The 21338-nt window shown below is 44.5% G+C and carries 18 protein-coding genes; 7 read left to right on the plus strand and 11 right to left on the minus strand.

Going from position 1 to position 21338, the window contains the following annotated elements; all coding sequences use genetic code 11:
• Positions 1-15 precede the first annotated feature (15 nt).
• A complete protein-coding gene (gene lepA / locus ABGU93_RS14935) occupies positions 16-1821 on the minus strand; it encodes a translation elongation factor 4 (RefSeq protein ID WP_347414196.1) in 1806 nt (601 codons plus the stop codon).
• A gap of 182 nt (positions 1822-2003) precedes the next feature.
• Between lepA and rpsT the strand changes: the two genes are divergently transcribed.
• A complete protein-coding gene (rpsT, locus tag ABGU93_RS14940; protein WP_026394602.1) occupies positions 2004-2270 on the plus strand; it encodes a 30S ribosomal protein S20 in 267 nt (88 codons plus the stop codon).
• 285 nt (positions 2271-2555) lie between these two features.
• Here rpsT and holA read toward each other — a convergent pair whose 3' ends face one another.
• Positions 2556-3572, minus strand: coding sequence for a DNA polymerase III subunit delta (gene holA / locus ABGU93_RS14945; RefSeq protein ID WP_347414197.1), 1017 nt, complete (start codon positions 3570-3572; stop codon positions 2556-2558).
• Positions 3573-3647: 75 nt separating this feature from the next.
• On the minus strand, positions 3648-6068 hold the full coding sequence (locus ABGU93_RS14950) for a DNA internalization-related competence protein ComEC/Rec2 (protein ID WP_347414198.1): 2421 nt from the start codon (positions 6066-6068) through the stop codon (positions 3648-3650).
• Positions 6069-6259: 191 nt separating this feature from the next.
• On the opposite strand from ABGU93_RS14950, the gene ABGU93_RS14955 reads away from it, so the two are divergent.
• The 4 genes from ABGU93_RS14955 (at position 6260) to ABGU93_RS14970 (ending at position 10213) form a co-directional block, all read left to right on the plus strand.
• Positions 6260-7198, plus strand: coding sequence for an alpha/beta fold hydrolase (locus ABGU93_RS14955; protein WP_347414199.1), 939 nt, complete (start codon positions 6260-6262; stop codon positions 7196-7198).
• Between the two features lie 15 nt (positions 7199-7213).
• Positions 7214-8836 carry a putative manganese-dependent inorganic diphosphatase gene (locus tag ABGU93_RS14960; RefSeq protein WP_347414200.1) on the plus strand — a complete coding sequence of 541 codons (1623 nt, stop codon included), beginning with the start codon at positions 7214-7216 and terminating at the stop codon, positions 8834-8836.
• 102 nt (positions 8837-8938) lie between these two features.
• Positions 8939-9703 carry a hypothetical protein gene (locus ABGU93_RS14965; RefSeq protein ID WP_347414201.1) on the plus strand — a complete coding sequence of 255 codons (765 nt, stop codon included), beginning with the start codon at positions 8939-8941 and terminating at the stop codon, positions 9701-9703.
• A 129-nt stretch (positions 9704-9832) separates the two neighbouring features.
• Entirely contained in the window at positions 9833-10213 is a 381-nt protein-coding gene (locus ABGU93_RS14970; protein WP_026394608.1) for a helix-turn-helix transcriptional regulator, read from the plus strand.
• Positions 10214-10387: 174 nt separating this feature from the next.
• Here the strand turns inward: ABGU93_RS14970 and ABGU93_RS14975 are convergent, their stop codons facing one another.
• On the minus strand, positions 10388-11017 hold the full coding sequence (locus ABGU93_RS14975) for a redox-sensing transcriptional repressor Rex (protein ID WP_347414202.1): 630 nt from the start codon (positions 11015-11017) through the stop codon (positions 10388-10390).
• Between the two features lie 148 nt (positions 11018-11165).
• Here ABGU93_RS14975 and ABGU93_RS14980 point away from each other — a divergent pair, with 148 nt between their 5' ends.
• Positions 11166-13100 (plus strand): ATP-binding cassette domain-containing protein, encoded by a 1935-nt coding sequence (locus ABGU93_RS14980; protein ID WP_347414203.1) that lies wholly within the window; start codon positions 11166-11168, stop codon positions 13098-13100.
• A gap of 61 nt (positions 13101-13161) precedes the next feature.
• Positions 13162-13395: a hypothetical protein gene (locus ABGU93_RS14985; protein WP_347414204.1), complete on the plus strand. Its 234-nt coding sequence runs from the start codon at positions 13162-13164 to the stop codon at positions 13393-13395.
• Between the two features lie 102 nt (positions 13396-13497).
• On the opposite strand, the gene groL is transcribed toward ABGU93_RS14985, so the two are convergent.
• The 7 genes from groL to ABGU93_RS15020 form a co-directional block, all read right to left on the minus strand.
• Positions 13498-15129 carry a chaperonin GroEL gene (gene groL / locus ABGU93_RS14990; protein WP_347414205.1) on the minus strand — a complete coding sequence of 544 codons (1632 nt, stop codon included), beginning with the start codon at positions 15127-15129 and terminating at the stop codon, positions 13498-13500.
• A gap of 30 nt (positions 15130-15159) precedes the next feature.
• Entirely contained in the window at positions 15160-15444 is a 285-nt protein-coding gene (gene groES, locus ABGU93_RS14995; RefSeq protein WP_026394612.1) for a co-chaperone GroES, read from the minus strand.
• Positions 15445-15679: 235 nt separating this feature from the next.
• The gene (tsaD, locus tag ABGU93_RS15000; protein WP_347414206.1) at positions 15680-16693 is read right to left on the minus strand and encodes a tRNA (adenosine(37)-N6)-threonylcarbamoyltransferase complex transferase subunit TsaD; all 1014 of its coding nucleotides are present in this window, start codon (positions 16691-16693) and stop codon (positions 15680-15682) included.
• A complete protein-coding gene (locus ABGU93_RS15005; protein ID WP_347414207.1) occupies positions 16680-17426 on the minus strand; it encodes a TIGR01906 family membrane protein in 747 nt (248 codons plus the stop codon). Before ABGU93_RS15005 ends, tsaD begins: the two co-directional genes overlap by 14 nt.
• Positions 17419-17862 (minus strand): ribosomal protein S18-alanine N-acetyltransferase, encoded by a 444-nt coding sequence (rimI, locus tag ABGU93_RS15010; RefSeq protein WP_347414208.1) that lies wholly within the window; start codon positions 17860-17862, stop codon positions 17419-17421. The genes ABGU93_RS15005 and rimI overlap by 8 nt, the downstream gene beginning before the upstream one ends.
• Complete coding sequence (gene tsaB / locus ABGU93_RS15015) at positions 17859-18545, minus strand: tRNA (adenosine(37)-N6)-threonylcarbamoyltransferase complex dimerization subunit type 1 TsaB (protein ID WP_347414209.1); 687 nt, start codon at positions 18543-18545, stop codon at positions 17859-17861. The genes rimI and tsaB overlap by 4 nt, the downstream gene beginning before the upstream one ends.
• Before the next feature lie 133 nt (positions 18546-18678).
• Positions 18679-21282: a glycoside hydrolase family 3 C-terminal domain-containing protein gene (locus ABGU93_RS15020; RefSeq protein ID WP_347414210.1), complete on the minus strand. Its 2604-nt coding sequence runs from the start codon at positions 21280-21282 to the stop codon at positions 18679-18681.
• Positions 21283-21338 lie beyond the last annotated feature (56 nt).

The following is a 21338-nucleotide window of genomic DNA, read 5'->3' on the forward strand; positions in this document are numbered from 1 at the left end:
TTTTTTATCATAAAATTAGGAATCCAGTTTAAGAACCGCCATAAATGCTTCTTGCGGTACCTCCACATTACCGACCTGACGCATCCGCTTCTTGCCTTCTTTCTGCTTTTCCAGCAGTTTTCGTTTACGGCTGATATCCCCACCATAACACTTGGCCAGAACATCTTTACGCATCGCCCGGATTGTTTCGCGGGCGACCACCTTGGTGCCAATAGCGGCCTGAACCGGAATTTCAAACATCTGTCGGGGAATTTCTTCTTTTAATTTTTTGGCGATCAGCCGTCCCCGGTTTGCTGCTTTGTCCCGGTGAACAATGAAGGAAAGGGCGTCCACCAGTTCGCCATTCAGCAGAATATCGAGTTTGACCAGATCCGAGGGCCGATATTCTTTGATGTCATAGTCAAAGGACGCATAACCCCGGGTCCGGGATTTAAGCGCATCAAAGAAATCATAGATGATCTCATTAAGGGGCAATTCATATTTCAGGATGACTCGATTTTCTTCAACGTAGTCCATGGTCAGATAAACGCCGCGACGTTCCTGGCACAATTCCATAATGGCGCCCAGATATTCGGACGGCACCATGATATCAGCATTGACAATCGGTTCTTCCATGGTTTTAATTTCGACCGGGTTGGGCAAATTGGAGGGATTATCCACCCACAATTCGGTGCCATCGGTTTTAACGACCTTGTAAATAACACTGGGAGCTGTGGTGACCAGATCCAGATTGAATTCCCGCTCCAGCCGTTCCTGAATGATTTCCATATGGAGCAGTCCCAGAAATCCACAACGGAAACCAAAGCCAAGGGCCATTGACGTTTCCGCCTCATAAAGCAGGGAGGCATCGTTCAGCTGCAGCTTGGCCAGGGCTTCTTTCAAATCTTCATAGCGGGAGCCATCGGCCGGATAAATCCCGCAGAAAACCATGGAGGTCACTTTTTTGTAGCCCGGCAAGGGTTCTTTGGCCGGATTCAAGGTTTCGGTAATCGTATCCCCGACCCGGGTATCCCGGACGTTCTTTATCCCGGCGTTGACGTAACCAACATCACCGGCACAAAGTTCGTCAATGGGGATCAAGCCTCTGCCAAAGACGCCAACCTCATTGACGTCAAAGGTTTTTCCAACAGCCATCATATCAATTTTCATACCTTTGCGGATTTTTCCCTGAATGACCCGAACTGAGGCGATAACGCCCAGATACTGATCATAATAGGAATCAAAAATCAGGGCCTGCAGCGGCGCATCAACATCGCCTTTTGGTGCGGGCACTTTTTTGACAATTGCCTCCAGCACTTCCCGGATATTGAGACCGGCTTTAGCAGAAATCAACGGCGCATCCTGGGCTTCAATGCCAATGACATGCTCAATCTCATCCTTAACTCGCTGGGGATCGGCACTCAACAGGTCAATCTTATTGATGACCGGAATAACCTCAAGATTGTTCTCCAGCGCCAGATAAACATTGGCAATGGTCTGGGCTTCAATTCCCTGGGAACCATCGACAATCAATAACGCCCCTTCACAGGCGGCCAGACTGCGCGATACCTCATAGGTAAAATCCACATGACCCGGGGTATCAATCAGGTTTAAAATATACTCTTCGCCATCATCGGCGGTATACAGTAAACGGACGGCCTGAAGCTTAATGGTAATGCCCCGCTCCCGTTCAATATCCATATTATCCAAAAACTGTTCTTCCATATCCCGTTTACTCATCAACCCGGTGTCTTCAATGAGTCGATCCGCCAGGGTTGACTTGCCATGATCAATATGGGCAATGATGGAAAAATTTCGTGTATGTAATTGTTTGTTAGTCAATTTTTTAAATCCTCTACTTTCAAATCTATATAAATGGTTGAAATGTTCTGTAAATCCCTAGTTTTTTTATACCTAGATTCATATTCTATCAAGAAATATTTTTTTTGTCACGTTTTTTCTTGATAATACGCTTTAAATGTGTTAGAATTGCTATGTTATAAATAAATGAGGGGGGTGAACCCATGGCTAACATTAAATCGGCTATGAAACGAGCTAAAACAAATGAAATCAGTCGTCTGCGAAATAAGATGGTAAAAACTAATCTTAAGACTTCTGTGAAAAAATTTGATCTTGCAGTTACTGAAGGTAACGTAGAAGCAGCGCAGGAAGCTTTTCGTTTAGCAACAAAGAAAATTGATATGGCTGTTACAAAAGGTGTTTTACATAAAAACACAGCAGCACGTAAAAAAAGTACTTTGGCTAGAATCATGAACAAGATGACTGCTTAATTACCTCATTTATATATTCCCAAAACCCGTGTCTCTAGGGTCTATCCAAAGATGTACTTACTCAGGTACATCTTTTTTTTGCGTGAAAGCAACCAGTTCCCCTCTTCGTACCGGTGCGAAACTTTGTCAACACACTACCGTACCGACCAATTGTTAATCTGTTGTTCGCTGCGGGATCGGACAGGTTTATCAACCTGTTCGCCCCGATGCGTACAACATGATGTAACAATTGTCGGTACTAGGTTAGTTTGATAATCTAACGCATCAGTACGAAGTGTTCGGGATTTAACCAATCTTCATCAAAAATAATTCCAGGGCAAAATTCTGATCAATTTCGCCCAATTTCATCTGGGCATCCAGATCGGCGCCAACCAGCATGATCTCCCACAAATTGTCGATGGGATAATTCTTCCCATTTTTTAGAATTTTATTGACGATAAAAGGAGCCAGCTTCATTTCCGCAGCTACTGTTTTGGCCGGCAAGCCGCGACTGGTATAAATCTTGACCATCAGCAGCATCCGGATTTGCCGCAGCAACAGACTGAAAACTCCAAAGGGGGATTCCCCTTCCAGATAAAAGTGATTCAGCATCAGTAGCGCCTGATCTTTTTGACCGCTGATAGCATAGTCAATCAGCTTGAAGATCCCTTCTTCAATGGACTGGGGCAAGATCAGCAGGATATCTTCTTTACTTATTTCATTGCGGTCGCCGGCATAGTCAATCAGGCTGTTGAGTTCATTGTCGACCATCTCCATGGTTTTTTTCTCATTCATTAAATACATCGATCGCTGGATAAAAAGTTCCAATTCGGTACGGTTGATTTTTTTTCCGGCATTCTTGACCCGGCGGATGATCCAGGCCTGCAGATCACTGGCATCGAGTTTCTCAAACACCACCAGAGAGCCAGCTTTGGTCAGATTTTTGTACAGTTTTTTGCGCTTGTCCGGCTGTTCCCAGTAGATAATTAACAGCGTCGACGGACAGGGTTTCTCCAGATAGGCCGCAATCCGATCCAAATCCTTTTTATCGCTAATCTTATCTAATTGTGCCTCTTCCCGGACAATGACCATCCGCTTATTGCTCATCATCGGCAGGGTTTCGCAGGTGGCCAGCAGTTCTGAAATATCCAGATTTTTATCACTGTAGGTGGTCAGATTTAAGGGCTCCAAGCCCTTGGCCAGTTCTGTGCCGATCAGCGTTTTTTCCATCATATGGCCAATGTACTGTTCCGGGCCGGTGAATAAATAAACCGGACTGATCTGCTGGTTTTTTACACTTTTACTTAGTTCTTTATAATTCACAATATTTCTCCATTAATTTAGGTTAGGTATTATTATTGATTATTGATTAGTTATTATTGCTTTCTCTTATAAAATTTAATTAGCATAGTTTTTGATAGATATAAATTCGCCGTTGCTGATAATTTCCACGGCTCCCTTCTGGTCGGTTCGTAATGCCGAGATTGCTTCCTCGTCCAGACGATCCATCACTTCGTCACTGGGATGGTCAAAGAAATTATTTGCCCCCACCGAAATCACCGCTGTTTCCGGATCAATGGCCTGAATAAATTCCCGGGTGGATGAGGTTTTACTGCCATGATGAGGGATTTTGATGATCTGAAAATCCCGCTCAGTACTTAGGGCTTGTAATTCCGTGACCAGCTGTTTTTCCACCTCGGCTTCGATATCCCCGCATAATAACAAATTGATATTGTGATAGGAAACCGTCATCACCAGCGAAGCATTGTTCTGTTCTTCATCCGTTACTGGACTGATCTGGCCTTCTGGATTATACACCGTAATGATCACACCGTCACTCCCTTCAATCACCGATCCCTTTTTTAATAAGGACACCGGGACCAGCTGCTGATTGAGAAGTTGTTCATTATTTGTCTGGACACTCATAAACAGATTTTTAACCGGATAGCCGTCAAAGACCAGTTCCTCAACCCCCTGGCTGTGATCGACATGATTATGAGTTAAAAAGATGGCATCCAGCTCCCGGATATTTTTGGAATACAGGGCCGGATACAGCACCTGATCGGAAACCCGATTGGATCGTTCAAACAGATAGCCGCCGCCATCGACCAGGTAATTCAGCCCGCCGGGTGTCTCAATCAGAATGCTGTCGCCTTGACCAACGTCCAGCACGGTAACCACCAGATTTTTGGGCAACATCGGGGTTACCATCACAATCAGCATCAGTACCAACGCCAAACTCATCACGGTGTTTCGGACATAGGGCTGGCGGAGATAAAAATAGCCTGAAATCAGAAAAACTAGCAGTAAAAACAGCCCGGTTTCAGCTAGCGATAATCCGCCCCGGTTGATCCACAAGAAATTTGCAACCGCACCCAGGTCATTGATACCATCCAGTACCACGATGATTGATTCCCCTAAAAACGTCACCGGTACTGACAAAGCGGGGGCTAAAAAGGGAACGATGGAAACAATCACCAGAAATCCCATCCCAGCCAGCAAAAACACACCGATCAGCGGGACCACCAGTAAATTGGAAAAGAAACTCATCAGCGTAAAGCTGTTAAAATGGTATAACAGCATCGGCAGAGTGCCCACCGTGGCACAAAAAGTCAGAACCAGTCCCTGAACCACCGGTCCCGGTTTAATTTTATGATGCACCCGCTTTTTATTGCGATGTTTTTCATAAGCGTACAACAACGGACCATAAAACAGGATAATCCCCAGCACCGCGCCCATGGATAGTTGGAAGCCGGCCTGAAAAAGCTGAGCCGGCCAGATTCCCAAGATTACCAGTCCGGCCAGGCACAGCTGATTCAAGGCATCCCGCTCCCGGTGCAATCCCTGGCCCCCAGTGACACACAAGAGCATGATCGAGGCCCGGATCACCGGTGCAGCAAACCCGGTCAGCGCGACGTAAAACAGTAAAGCCGGGGCCAGAAAAAGCATCCAGTAGCGCTTGTTGATTTTTACGGCCATCAATAGCAAGGTTAGTGCCAGGAACACATAACCGACATGGAGTCCGGAGACCGATAAAACATGGGTGACGCCGGCATCCTGAAAGCGCTTCGCCAGATCCTCATTGATATTTTTTTCGCCAAATACCACACCCTTGAGTAAATCTGATACATCCTCGGAAAAAATGGCATCAGATTGATTTTCCAGGGCTCTTTTGATGCCCAGTATCTGGTAATATAATGTCGTCTCCTGACTGATTCGTTCAAAATTTTCCGGCTCGACCGTCAGCAAGCCGTCAATTGACTGGGATTTGAGATACAGCCCATAATCAAAGCCACCGGGATTTCTTTTACCGGCCGGTTGGGACAGTTTTCCCTGTAATAACAGTAGATCACCGGGGGTAAGTTCCAGTTGCTGATCTGCATCAATATTTGACGCCTCATACTCCCCGATTGTATCTTCATCAGTCGGATAATAGATGGTCGCCTTGATCCCTGCCGTTTCCTCGTGACGATTGTTCTCATCTGCGGTCGCCACCAACTCTTTAGCAGTCAGATTGATGGTTAACCGACTTTCGGTACGGACCGGATAATCAGTCACCACAGCAATTAGGGAAACATCTTTTTGGTAAAGGTTTTCCAGCGCATCCGTATCCGGGAAGGCCTCATAGCCTAAAAACGCACCTAACCCGAATAATCCCAGGACAAATACCATCTGGGTTATTTTGATATCCCTCAGAAAAAACGGCATCACCGCCAGCATAGCAGCAAAGCCCAGCAGCGCCCACACCGGTAAGCGGTAATAAACCGCGACAATCCCCAGACAAAGGGTGACAAATCCCCATAATAACGGTCGCTTCATTTAACTGGGTTTAACGGATCCGTTATTGCCAAGTACCGTTAATTTCATTTTCAATACCCCTTATCCAACGATTTTTATCTTAATTATACACTGATTATCAGTTTTTTAGTACGAGGAACGCTGTTTTTTTTAAGATATTTTGTTATAATGTGAAAATAGATTAAAAGACAACTGGAAAGAAGGGATCGCTAATGATTGATTTAACTACCAATGGTTTTTATGCATCCGATGAGGCGAAGCTGACTTATTACGAAACCCCCTGCCCGGCCGAACCAATGGGCGTTGTGCTGATCGTTCACGGCATGGCCGAACATGCCCGACGCTATCATGAATTTATGGATTTTTTATATCAACATCACTACCTGGTTGTAATCCATGATCAGCGGGGCCATGGCCAAACCGGCAAAGATTCCGGTGATCCGGGCTTTTTTGCCAGTGGCAATGGCTGGGCCCGGGTTGTCTCAGATGTCAAAGAAATCTCGGGGATGCTCAAAGACACCTACCCGCATTTACCGCTATTTATCATCGGTCACAGCATGGGATCGGTGGTAACCCGAACTGCGGTCATCGATTACTCCGAACTCTATCACGGGGCGGTTATTATTGGCACCACCGTGGGCATCAACAATTTTATGCGCAAAGCCGCCAGTGTCATTGCCCGCCGTGAAATCCGCAAGAAGGGCGAAAAAACACCATCTAAACTGCTGTCCAACCTTTCCTTTGGCAGCTATAATAAAAAATTCAAACCCAATCGGACCGAATATGATTGGATCTCCATGAGCAAAACCAACGTGGATGCCTATTTGCAGGACGCTCATTGCGGTTTTACTTGCAGCGCCGGATTTTACCGGGATTTATTCTATGGTCTTGACTACACCACCAAAGATGCCAATCTAAAAAAGATCCCCCACGATTTCCCCATGTTTTTTCTAGCAGGCCGGGATGACCCCGTCGGTGGTATGGGCAAAGAAGTGATCCAGATTACCCAGCAGCTAAAGAAAGCCGGAGTTTTGGATGTTGATCTGATTCTTTATCCACTGCTACGTCATGAAATTCTTAATGAAGATAAACGGGATCTTGTCTACGCGGATGTGCTGCGATTTATAAATACTCATTCACTATCTAAATAAAAAGGAGGTCCAGCGATGACTCAGAAAATATATGTTTTCGGACACCGGAATCCAGATACTGATTCCATTTGTTCCGCCATTGCCTATGCCCATTTAAAACAGGCTCTGGGCCACACCCAGGTCTTACCGGCCCGATTAGGCCCCATCAATAAGGAAACCCAGTTTGTCCTGGATACCTTTCAAATCGATTTACCCCAACTGATCAAGGACGTCAAGCCCCAGGTTTCGGATCTGGTTCTCACCGATTTTTCAGTGGCCTGCGAAAATGATTCGGTCTCTAAAACGATGGGGCAGATCATTGATCACCCCGGCCGCTCCCTACCGGTGATCAGTGATGATCAAAAACTCATTGGCATGGTTTCGCTGTCGGACATTATCCCAGCCTACACTGACGCTTTTTCAAAATCGCTGCTCAGGGACAGCGAAACCCCCCTGGATAATATCATTGAATTGCTGGAAGCCCAGGTTTACGGGTCAATTAAGTCCGAACTGGTTCAGGGGGATGTTTATACCATCACCGAAATCGAAAAAGGTCAGACCTTAAGCAGTCAGGACATTCTGGTTACGGTTCAGCAGGAGATCTACATGAACCGAGCCTTTGCCACTGGTGCCGGGATCATTATCGTTTCCAATGCGTCGCCGGATATCGTCTTCCAAATCCCGGATGACTATCAGGGCGCCGTTTTGATTGTGGCCTTCGGCCCCTTCGAAGTCATCCGGCTGCTTTGCCAGGGAATTCCAATCAAAAAATATTACCAGAAAAATCATCTGGAGTATTTCATGACCTATGAAACCATCGATGATGTCAAAAAAAATATGCTGACCTCTGATCATGAGCGTTTTCCAGTGGTAAATGTGGACGGAAAAGTTATTTCAACCATTTCACGTAGCAACCTGATCGACTTCAGCCGAAAAAAAGTAATTCTGGTCGATCACAATGAGCGCAACCAGTCGATTATCGGGGTGGAAGAAGCCGAAATCATTGAAGTCATCGACCATCACCGGGTGGCCGAAATACAAACCGCCACGCCACTGTACCTGCGGATTGAACCAGTTGGCTGTACGGCTACGATTGTTGCCAAAATGTACCATGAAAATAAGATCATCATTCCCAAAGATATGGCGGGACTGATGCTCAGTGCGATCATCTCTGATACACTTCTTTTTAATTCGCCCACCTGCACCAAAGACGACCGGGCCGTCGCCCGGGAATTAGGTAAGATACTAAATATTGATGTTAAGAGTTACGGCGAAAAAATGTTGGTGGCAGGCAGTAATTTAAAAGAAATGCACCCTTCCGAAATTATCTCCACCGATCGCAAGCTATTCACCATGGGGGCCTATAAAATTGGGGTGTCGCAAATTAATACCGGGGATTTCCGGGGTATTTTTGACAAGTTGGATGGGGTGCTGCTGGAAATGAAAAAATTATGTGCGGAGGAAGGCTTGGATCTCGCCATTTTAATGGTTACCGACATTATTTTAGGCGGAACCGAGCTGATCATCGCCGGAGATGCCAAAAACCTTGCTCAACTGGCTTTTGGTTTCCAGCCGGGAGAATTCAGCAAGTACATGAATGGTGTTTTTTCCCGAAAAAAACAGATTGTTCCACCGCTGATGAATGCCTCAGCTTATTAGGATCAGGATAACAAATAAAAAACATTGGTGATAAAAATGCTAAAAATTAAATTCAAAAATTACTCTCGCCTACATCTGCTGATTTTGCTCCTGGTCGCATGTTTGATTCCACTTTTATTGACCGGCTGTGCCGAAAAAGAACTGATCAACGACCCCGCTACCGGTTCAATTTTACCTGACGAAAATTCCGAATCCTTAGTCGACGGTCAGTATTCTGCGGCTACAAAATATTATGATTCCCGGGGTTATGCCCAGCAATTGAACATTTTAATCAAAAATGGCATAATTACCCGAGTGAATTTAAAAGAAATCGACAAAAATAAAGCCGATCGCCTATCTGTCGAGGGTTCCGACAAAACCTGGCCCAATCTGGCTGTGGCAAATTTAAGCACCCTCTATCTCCGTCTTTATAACGAACTGATGCTTTCCCAGAATCCTGATGAAATAGACGCTATCTCTGGGGCGACTCAAACATCTGAGCGATACATCAATTTATCCGCAGCAATTCTGGATCTGGCAAAGAAAGGTGACCACGAACCAATAAAAATTGATACCCTCGATACTTATTCAATCACCAGCACCGCTGACCACGATGGTTATCAGGGATTACTCCAGGCGACCTTTAATGGACCAACACTGGTCTCTCTGAATTATGATGAAATTATAACCGAAGACGGAAAATCAAAACGCAAATCAACTGATTCCTCAGTCAGTACAGAATTTAATGCTTTATTTGACACAATAACTGAAACCGCCATAAGCACTCAAACACTGGAATCCCCATTCCCAATTAATGAAGCATCGCCTGAAAAAGCCAAATATGGAGAGTGTCTGCGACTTTTAAGAGAAGCAAGAGCGCCCTTTTGATGCTTTATCCCTTTAAGATTTATTACTTAAATTCAACTGCAAATCTTGACAAATGTTAAAGACGTGTTATAATTAGTCAATAGGCAGTGCATTTATGCCAACAATTCTAAGCTGAAAGAAGGTGAAAAAATGGAAAATAATACTTTTGGTAGTCGATTAAAGGCGTTGCGAATTTCAAAACGATTAACTCAGGAAAATTTTGCCAATCTTTTCTATCTCAACAAAAGCTCCATCTCCAAGTATGAAAAAGATAAAAATTTACCAGAAAACCAATTACTGATTAAAATCGCTGATTTTTTTGAAGTTTCTGTGGACTATTTATTATGCAGAACCGATCAGCCAAAACTTTTACCAAGCAATCCCAAACCGATGACCTGTGAAGAATTTTTAAAATCTTACGTTTTTTCCAACGAAGAAGTAGATTCTTTTTCTTCTTACTTCTCTTTCCCGGAAAGCTATAAGCAAGAAGTTCTGGATTTTATCAATTTCAAGAGTTCCAGCGGAAAGTAAGTCAAAAACTACGAAAATCATGTTTAAATAACTTGTTATAAAACAAAAGAAACACACCAAATGTGTTTCTTTTTTAATTCACAAATAAATCTTCACAGCTATACCTGTACATTTTTTTGCAAAACAAAAGAGTCTGATATAAATCAAACTCTTCCCTATTTTACAGCTAATCTCTTATTCCCCCAACAGATAGGTTAAGGTGAACAAGCTATCTGTGATGTTCACATTTTCGACCACAACATCACTGGGTACGTCTAAATCCAATGGACTGAAATTAAGTATGCCTTTCACACCCAATTCCGTTACTTGGGTTGCCACCTTCTGTCCCACCTCCCGGGGCACACACAAAATGGCAATGTCTATTTCATTTGACTTGATGAATTCATCAAGCTCATCCATATGTTTTACAACCACGCTGCCAATAACAGTACCAACCGTTAATGGATCAACATCGAATACACCTTTCAGAATTACGCCTTCCCGCTTAAACCGTTCATAGTTTGCAATGGCATGACCCATATTACCGCCACCGATAATAATGCAATTATATTCACTATCAAGACCAAGAATCTCCTTGATAGCCTCCTTTAATTCCCCGACATTATAGCCATAACCCTGTTGGCCATAACCCCCGAAAGAATTTAAATCCTGTCGAATTTGAGAAGCTGTCAGTCCCATTAAACTTGCTAATTCCCGGGATGATATTTTTTCGATATCATTAAGCTGTAAATCACTTAAATATTGGTAATACTTTGGCAACCGTTTAACAACGGTCATAGATACTTTTTTTGAGAAGCGATGCATGATAACTTCTCCTTTCTTTCGGATAATCAATTAATTATATCAATATGTACCAATTACGTCAAATTATTCATTTTAATTTGCTGTTTTTTTTGATAGAATAGTAAAAGTAAACTTAAATAACTGAACAAAAACGAAAACAGGTGAAATAATGTTAATTAATATAGAAAATTTGCATTTTAGTTACGGCATTCATGAAATTTTTAATGAGCTGAACCTATCTATCAATGAAAAAAAGCAAATTGGTCTTGTCGGACGGAATGGAACCGGTAAATCAACCTTGCTCAAACTGATTACCGGCGAACTGGTTCCCGACACCGGGCGGATCAGCAAGAAAAACGGACTGACTATCAGCTATTTATCCCAGGAGTCGAATATCGCCGAAAACACCACCTTGATTGAAATGCTCACTGATGTTTTTAAGCCACTGCTTGAGATGGAACAGCGAATGAAACATATCGGCGAGGCCATTGCCCACTCCTCGGGGGAAGATCAGGAAAAATTGATGTTGGAGTTTGGCGAACTGCAGGAAATCTTTGCTGAACAACATGGTTACGAATATCCCAGCCGGATCCGCGGCGTCATCAACGGGCTTGGTTTTAAACCCGAAGATCAGGACAAAGTCTTCTCGATGCTCAGCGGTGGTGAAAAAACCCGGGCTACCCTGGGCCAGATCCTGCTTCAGGAACCGGAACTGCTCTTATTGGATGAACCCACCAACTACCTCGATATCGATGCCCTGCAATGGTTGGAACAATATCTGAAGAATTACCCCGGTACCTTTATCATCGTATCTCATGACCGCTATTTTATTGACAAGGTCTGTACTTCAATCATCGAGGTAACGCAACAGAACGTCAAAGATTATCATGGTAATTACACCCAATATGCTATTAAAAAACGTCAGGATATGATGGAACAAAACCATCAATATCAGCAACAGATGAAAGAAATCAAACACCAGCAGGAAGTCATCGACCGATTCCGGGCCTATAACTCTATAAAAAGCTCAAAACGGGCTTCCAGCCGAGAAAAGGCCCTCAGTAAGATCGAGTTACTCGATAAGGTAGAAACTGCTCATAACAGCCATTTCAGCTTTATCCCCCGGGTTAAAAGTGGCAATGATGTTTTGGCCGTAACCGGGATCAAAAAATCCTTTGGCGATCGTCTGCTTTTTCAGAACATGAACTTTGAAATTCATCGGGGTGACAAAATCGGCATCATCGGTCCTAATGGCGCCGGGAAAACTACCCTCTTTCGCATTTTGCTGAACAAGTTGGCCGCCGATGCCGGCGAAATCCGCCTGGGCCAGAAGGTCCATATCGGCTATTTTGATCAGGAACATCAGGCGCTGAAGAAATTCTACAATGAAAATCTACTGGAAGCCCTGTGGGATGTGGATTCGAAACTGACGGAAGGCGAACTGCGAAATATTCTGGCAGCCTTTTTATTTGTCGGCGACGAGGTCTTCAAGCCGATCAACACCCTGTCTGGCGGCGAAAAGGCCCGGTTGTTGCTAGCCCGGCTGATGATTTCCCAGTCTAACTTTCTGCTGATGGATGAACCAACCAATCATATCGACATGGATACCAAAGAAATCCTCGAAAATGCCTTGAGCCAGTATGAGGGCACCTTGCTCTTTATCTCCCATGACCGGTATTTTTTAAACCGCATTTCAACCCAGATCTACCAATTCTCAGCTGATGGAATGGAAATCCATCTGGGTAACTACGACGACTATTTAAAACATAAAGCCGACGCCTCAGAACGAGAAGCTGTTCTGGCTGAGGAAAATAAAACAATTATAACCAAGACACAACTGAAAACCGATCGTAAGAAGCAAAAAGAAGAGGAAGCCCGTGTTCGTCTCTTAAAGAAACAGGTTAAGGAAATTGAAGAAGCCATTCTGGTGATGGAGCAAAAAATCGAAGCCATTGAAGCGACTATGTGCGCTCCGGATTTCTACGATAACCTCACCCTGGCCTCAGAAATCAATCTTTCCTATGAGAATCTCAAACAGCAATTGTCTGAACTCACCGACTCCTGGGAGCTCGCCTTGATGGCTCTGGAAACTGAGTCGCTTTAGCGTGTAACTTAGAGAAATAGATTTAATTAAACAAATTTTCAATAAATATCTGGAGGAAAAAATGGAACTGACTACGAATGAAAAAAGAGTGTTAAATACCCTGTTTAAAGATGTCAAAGGGACTACCCGCAATACCATGCTGATTGCCCTTTATGCCGCCAAACCAACCGATGATGAATCTCCTGATGCCCAAGCCATGATCACTCTGTTAAACGGCCTGATCGTTAAGCTGGCTGAATTGGAACAGCCCGAAATGGAAGTTTTATTCGCCGGCATCCCCTACGATGTTGACTAAACGCTTCTAAAACCCCTAAACAAAAGGCAGCCTCACAAGAGACTGCCTTTTTGATTGCTTTAATTCAACCTTTATAATTTTTCAACTAATGCAGCCTGAGGCTTACATCATTGGCATTCCGCCCATGCCACCTGGCATTCCGCCCATTCCGGCATCTTCGCTAGGAAGATCAGCAACCGCTACTTCTGTTGTTAAGAACATTGCTGAAACGCTGGCGGCGTTTTGAATCGCCGAACGGGTAACCTTGGTTGGGTCAATGATTCCTGCTTTGAACATATCAACAAATTCGCCTTTAGAAGCATCATAACCAACGCCAACTGCTTTACCAGCCATTTGTGAAACGATAACAGAGCCTTCAAGGCCAGCATTTTCGGCAATTTGTCGCATTGGTTCTTCAATCGCCCGACGGATGATACCAGCGCCGGTTTTTTCGTCACCTTCCAGGGTTTCGATTAAAGCGTCAACCTTTGGAATCGCATTGATATAAGCGGTACCACCACCGGATACAACGCCTTCTTCAACCGCTGCCCGAGTCGCATTTAAAGCATCTTCAATACGGTATTTGATTTCTTTCAGTTCAGTTTCGGTGGCTGCACCAACTTGGATAACAGCTACGCCGCCGGATAATTTAGCCAAACGTTCCTGTAATTTTTCTTTATCATATTCAGAAGAAGTTTCTGGAATCTGCGCTTTGATCTGACGGATTCGTTCTTCAACAGCATCTTTATTTCCGCTGCCTTCAACAATAATGGTATCTTCTTTGTCTACTTTAACCTGACGGGCCCGGCCTAATTGTTCAATGGTTGTGGTTTTTAATTCTAACCCTAATTCGTCAGAGATAACTTCTCCACCGGTTAATGCGGCAATATCAGCCAGCATTGCTTTACGACGATCACCAAAGCCCGGAGCTTTTACAGCAACACAGTTAAAGGTTCCTCGTAATTTATTAACAACCAGAGTTGCCAGGGCTTCGCCTTCAACATCTTCAGCAATGATTAACAGCTTGCTGCCAGTTTGAACGATTTGTTCTAAGACTGGTAAGATTTCTTGAATGTTGGAGATTTTTTTGTCAGTGATTAAGATATAGGGATTATCCAGGATGGCAACCATTTTTTCAGTGTCTGTTACCATGTAAGCTGATAAGTAGCCACGGTCAAATTGCATCCCTTCGGTAAATTCCAGTTCAGTACCCATTCCTTTGCCTTCTTCAACAGTGATAACGCCGTCATCACCGACTTTGTCCATAGCTTCGGAAATCAGTTTTCCAATTTCGGCATCGGCTGCAGAAATGGATGCAACCTGGGCGATTGCTTCTTTGCTTTCGATTTTTTTGCTGTTTGCTTTTAATTCTTCGACAACAGCCGCAACTGCTTTTTCAATCCCTTTTTTCAGAACCATTGGGTTTGCGCCGGCAACAACGTTGCGGTTTCCTTCACGGACAATAGCCTGAGCCAATAATGTTGCGGTGGTTGTTCCATCACCAGCGACGTCGTTTGTTTTAGTAGCGACTTCTTTAACCAGCTGAGCACCCATGTTTTCAAAAGCATCTTCCAGTTCAATTTCTTTGGCAATGGTTACCCCATCATTAGTGATGGTTGGTGAACCGTATGATTTAGCTAAAATAACATTTCTTCCTTTTGGTCCTAATGTCACCTTAACAGTGTTTGCTAATTTATCTACACCAGTGATCAGTGATGCTCTGGCGTCTTCACGAAATTTAATCTCTTTAGCCATATTATTTTCCTCCTGTTTTTCTAAATTTTATTATTCTACGATTGCTAAAATATCAGCCTGACGAATGATTAAAAACTCTTCATCACCAATTTTCACTTCATTGCCGGAGTATTTAGAATAGATAACTTCATCATCTACCTTAACATCCAATGGTACTTTTTTACCATCGATAATTTCCCCAGTTCCGACTGCAACGACTTTACCCTGCTGTGGTTTTTCCTGGGCAGATCCTGGTAAAACAATTCCACCTAAAGTTTTTACTTCTTCAGCTTTAACTTTAATTACTACTTTGTCACCTAAAGGTCTTAAACTCATTTTTTCCTCCATTTGATTATATTGGGTACGTTGTACCTTTTATTTCATTTATTAGCACTCATTCATCTTGAGTGCTAATAGTATTTTAAATGATTTGCAGGTTGATTGCAAGTATTTTTTCCCTTTTCGTTCATCTTAATTTTTTTTAAGATTGTTTTAATTTTTAAAGAGGGTACACTTCTCTTTATATAAACGTGTTTACCCTTTTATCGTCAGGCCTATTTTCCGTCTGCCTTTATTGTCGAGTTCCAATTTTTAAACCCGGGATGCCGTTGAGACTCAGGTCGCTCTCTTCCCCATTGATATAATTATAGTAAGCCATCGAACCGATCATGGCGGCGTTGTCGGTACAGAGAATGGGATCGGGATAGTACAGGGTCATGCCCGCTTCCGCAGCGGCCTGCCCCATCATTTTTCGCAGCAGCGAATTACAGGACACGCCGCCAGCCATACAGATGGTCTTCATACCGATGCTGTTAGCACAGGAAATGGTTTTGCTCACCAATACCTCGATGACAGCCAGCTGAAAAGATGCCGCCACATCATCGGGATTGACCGCTTCATTTTTCATTTTCTTACCGTTGAGGTAATTCAGCACTGCTGATTTCAAACCGCTGAAGCTGAAATCATACCGAGTTTTATCCAGCATGACCCTGGGAAAAGCGATAGCCTCCGGGTTGCCATTCTTGGCCGCAGCATCAATCGCCGGGCCACCGGGATAACCCAACCCCAAAACTCGGGAAATTTTGTCGAAAGCTTCTCCGGCGGCATCATCGATGGTTCGTCCCAGCACCTTGAAGGTCTGGTAATCTTCCACCAGGACCAGATGACTGTGGCCGCCGGATACCACCAATGTCAAGAAAGGCGGTTCCAGCTCCGGATATTGCAAAAAATTAGCGGCGATATGGCCTTCAATATGGTGTACGCCAATCAGCGGTTTTCCGAGACTGTAAGCCATTGCTTTGGCCGTAGAGAGACCAATCAGCAGCGCTCCCACCAGACCGGGACCATTGGTCACGGCAATGGCGTCCATCTCGGCCAGGGAAAGCTGGCTTTCGGCCAGGGCTTCGTCGATGATGTAGGGCAGTTTGGTGACATGGTTGCGGGAGGCAATCTCTGGTACCACGCCTCCATATTTCTGATGAATATCAATCTGGGAATAAATCCGGTTGGTCAATATTTTCCGGCCATCTTCCACAATGGCCACGGATGTTTCGTCACAGGATGTCTCAATACTAAGAATTTTCATGTTTACCTCGATTAGAATTACTCGTTATTTGGTTATGTAATTTTTTCTTCTCGTTTATCAATACCAGCCCCAATCCCAGGGTAGTGAGTCCCAGGGGCACCAGGATGTAGATGACCATTCGGCCGATCATGGCGAAGAAGAAGGGCTCGGGGACAATCCAGATCAGTCGGTCAGTGGAGGGGTCCATTATCCATAAGTCATTGGCAAAAAACAGCTGATGGAAAAGAATGAAGGTGTTATTGAAATTAAAAATAAAACTCTCACCAACAATCAGCAATACCACCATAAAAGTGGCTGATCCATAAAACAAGGCCTTGATGATGGCCTTATGATCGTATTTTAAAAGCATCAGAAAAGCTATCAGCGCCAGAATCAGAGCGGCGTCCCGGAGGCCAAGAAAGAATAACAGCAGATCTCTGACATCATCCATATGGGTAATTTCTTTGTCATTGAAAATCGAAACGCTGTCGACAACGTTTTTGGCATTTTCCTGTGCCAAACGGGCTTGGATGTCAAAATCCTGCCGGACGCCCTTGAGATAACTGATAATTTCATCCACTACCAGTTCCATATCCGGGGGATAAATACCGGTGTTTTCAGTAACCTGATTTTTTCCCATTTGATCCATGTAAAAAGCTTTGTCAAACACCGCCGCTTCAATGCCGCTGATAAAAATAATAATCGGAAATAGCATACCCAGCAACACTGCAACTATTTTGATGGTTTTATTCAAGTCCGTACCTCCACATGATGATTGCGTCCATTCCCGTGCCATAGTAATCTTTGCGTCGGCCTTCCCGGGTAAACTGGTTTTTCAGATAAAAATTTATGGCCGGCTGATTATCCCCTCGTACCTCCAGGGTCATCGCGACACAGCCTTTTTCCAGTGCCAGGGCCAGCATCGCATTCATAATATTTTGTCCCACCCCGGTCTGGCGATAGGCTTCCACGACCGCGATATTGGTAATGTGAGCTTCATCAAGCACCTGCCAGAAACCGCCAAAGCCAATAATTTCGCCATCCGCTTCGGCGACAATATAATTGGAGAGGATGTTTTTAGTTTCCGCCTGATAGGAATCCTGGGTCCAATTATGTGAAAAACAGGCCTGGTCCACCTTAAAAACGCCGGGTACATCCCGGGATTCCATCAATCGATAATGGACCATCATTTTTTGTGCTCTTCGGCGTAGGAAGGCCGGATATAAAAGGGTTCCACTTCCCGATAATGGCTGGTCTCCCCTTTTAAGGCCCGCTCCAGAACCAGGGCACCCGCTGACGAGGCCCGATTCATATTGAGATAGTTGGGGACGATCCGGGCGGTGGGGATGGCTTCTTGCAGGATTTGTGAAAAGCGGGGCAAGCCATCGCCTAAAAAATAGATGGTCTCATTTCGCCCTTTTAAAAAAGTAATGAGATCATCAATTTCCATCACCGCATCGGCCAGATCCCGAACCAGTTGTCCGTCTTCAAAATGAAAAACACCAGTATAGGTCTGGTTACGCTGGGCATCGAGAACCGGACAGATCAGGCCATCAGCAAAGGGAATATTCATGGCCAGACTTTCCAGGGTGGATACGCCTACCACCGGCTTATTCAGGGCCTGAGCAAATCCTTTGACGGTCGCCATGCCAATACGCAACCCGGTAAACGAACCGGGACCGGAAACAATGCCAAAAACATCAATATCCTGAATGGAAAGACCCCCATCACTGAGCAAATGATCGATGGCAATCATCAGTTTTTCGGAGTGTTTTTTTTGATGATTGATAATCATTTCGCCGACTAATTTTTCTTCATTTAATATGGCAACCGATGCCACAATGGTGGATGTATCAATGGTGAGTGTATTCATCTTTTATCTTTCCTTCTAGCTTATTATAATATAAAACTTAACTTAGTTATTTGAAAATAATCCAACAGCCTGACAAAGAGAAGGTACCGATTATTGACTACAAACTAATCGGTACGCTTTCTCGTTAATCGCCTTACTTCTTTTTTAACTTTGCCAATGCTTTGAGATCCCGATCGATTTCTTTAAGCTTTTCGTCGGAGAAAAATTCGTCGGGCAGTAATTTCTGAGCCTTATCAAAGCAGATCCCCATTTTGATGGCCATTTGCAGATAGTCACTTTCAAAGGTTTCATCGCCAAAATAATTTCGGAGAATCTTCATGACATCCTCATCCTCAACCAGATCCCGGACTTTGGACTGGATGCAGTAGTATTCTTCCTCATTACCGCCGAAAAGACTTTTGAAAAAGCCTTTTTTCTTCTCGGTACAATTAACCAATTTTTCGAAGGTAATCCCTTCCAGGGACTGATCTGAATTGACCAGTTCGATAATCTTATCAATACACTCTTCGGTGAAGATGCCATTAGAAAACTCAACCAGCTTGCGCAACGGGGTGTTGGCCAGCATCGTCATAAAAAAGTCATCTTCTCTGGTCTGGTCATCCCCCATAATTTCTTCAAACCCCGAGAGCAGCAGTTTTAAAATCGTCTGTCCCCGCTCGGTTTTTTCAAAATCGCTGAGATAGGATAACGGGTTGATCGGATGAATCAGATCTTTGGTAATCTGAACCGGATAGACAATCGGCAAATCCCGGCTGGATGACCCGATATAGATCTGGTGACTGCCCGATTCATGTTCCCAGGATTTGGTGGTAGGATTGTAATAGCTGAAGTCACTGAGTCCCAGCTCAAAGCTGACCTCGGCCGATCGCCCCGCCGGGATGAAGACCTTTTTAAATCCGCGCAGTTCCCGCAGCGGCCGCAGGATGGCGGTATCTGCTTTTCCCGTGTAAAGTTGAACAATTTCTTTGCCATTCATCGCGCCGGTATTGTTAATCCGGCATTTAACAGTAACCGTTTTTTCGGCATCAATTATTAGCTCATCTTCATCGATGGGCTCGTACTGAAAATGCGTATAGCTAAGCCCAAACCCAAAGGGAAAGCGGACCTTCTTTTTTGTAAAGTCGTAATAGCGATAGCCCACAAAAATACTTTCGCCGTAAACCACCTCATCGTGGATTCCCGGGAAATTTATGTAAGCCGGGGTATCTTCCAACCGCATTGGAATGGTTTCCGCCAGTTTACCGCAGAAATTATTTTCGCCAAATAAGAGCTTGGCAATGGCATCGCCACCAGCCTGACCCCCTAAAAACATCTCGACGATGGCCTTGGGCTGGTGCTCCCAGCTCATATCAACGACACCGCCATTCTGAACAATCACCACTGTCTTGGGTTGGACCTTACAGATCTTGCGGATCAGGGCAATCTGTTTTTGGGGCAGATGCAAATGAGTGCGGTCATAACCTTCCGATTCATCATGATCCGGCAAGCCCACAAATAACAAGGCCATTTCGGAGTTTTTCGCTACCTCCACCGCCTGCTCAGCCAGATGGATCTGCTCCACCACCTCATCATGGATATAGCCCTGATGCGGGAACAGCTGGATTTCGTCGGCGACCAATTTTTTAATCCGTTCATAGGGTGAATCGATATGGTAGGGATTTATTTTCGAACTGCCGCTACCCTGATAGCGGGGATCAAAAGCCATGCTACCAATAATCGCCAGCTTCTTGATTGTGGTCCGATCAATGGGCAGAATACACTCTTCATTTTTAAGTAGCACCATACTTTCTACCGCTGCCAATTGAGCGATTTTATGATGCCCCTTTGGTTCAATTTCCAGATTAGTGGCATAATTTCGCCGGTTTTCTTTGGCCTGAAAGGAAAATCGAATCAGCCTTTCTACCATTTCATTGAGAATGGTGACTTTCAGTTTCCCTTCTTTGATGCGGTCAAATATTTTCTGGTTATTGACACCACCATTGCCAGGCATTTCCAGGTCCATTCCGGCAAATACCCCTCGGACCCGGTCGTAGACAGCGCCCCAATCGGACATCACGATCCCGTCAAACCCCCACTCATTTCGGAGCAGTTGAGTCAGAAAATAATTGCTCTGGGAGACAAACTTGCCATTAATGCTGTTGTAGGAACACATCACCGCCATCGGTTTTCCTTCTTTGATGGCGATCTCAAAGGGTTTTAAATAGATTTCTCGCAGCGCTCGGATATCAATCTTTTCATCCACCGTCATGCGTCGGGTTTCCTGATTGTTGGCCAGATAATGCTTGACGGTGGTACCCACGCCATGATCTTTAGCACCACGAATAAAACTTTTTCCCAAGCGGCCTGACAACAGCGGATCTTCAGAAAAATATTCAAAATTACGTCCGCACAGGGGCGATCGCTTGATATTGATGCCGGGTCCTAAAATCAGGTCGACGCCCAGACTGCGGGCCTCAAGGGCAATGGTTCGGCCCACAAATTCAAGCAGACCTTCATCCCAGGAACAAGCGGAGAGCACCGCTGGCGGAAAACAGGTGGCCGGTTTTCCCTGGGGAATCCCCAGCGCGCCTTCATTTTCAATCACCCGCATACCATGGGGGCCGTCAGCCATATACACCGGTTCGATGCCATATTTTGAATTGCCCACGGTTTCCCAATCGGTTCGGCCCGAACAGAGGGACACCATTTCTTCCAAACTCATATTTCTTCGAATTTTTTTAATTAATCCTTCATCCATGATAAATCATCTCCTTAATGGATTAACCAAATTACCGCAATAACCTTTGATTTTGC

This window comes from Acetobacterium sp. (assembly GCF_039830195.1).
Taxonomy (GTDB): Bacteria; Bacillota; Clostridia; order Eubacteriales; family Eubacteriaceae; genus Acetobacterium.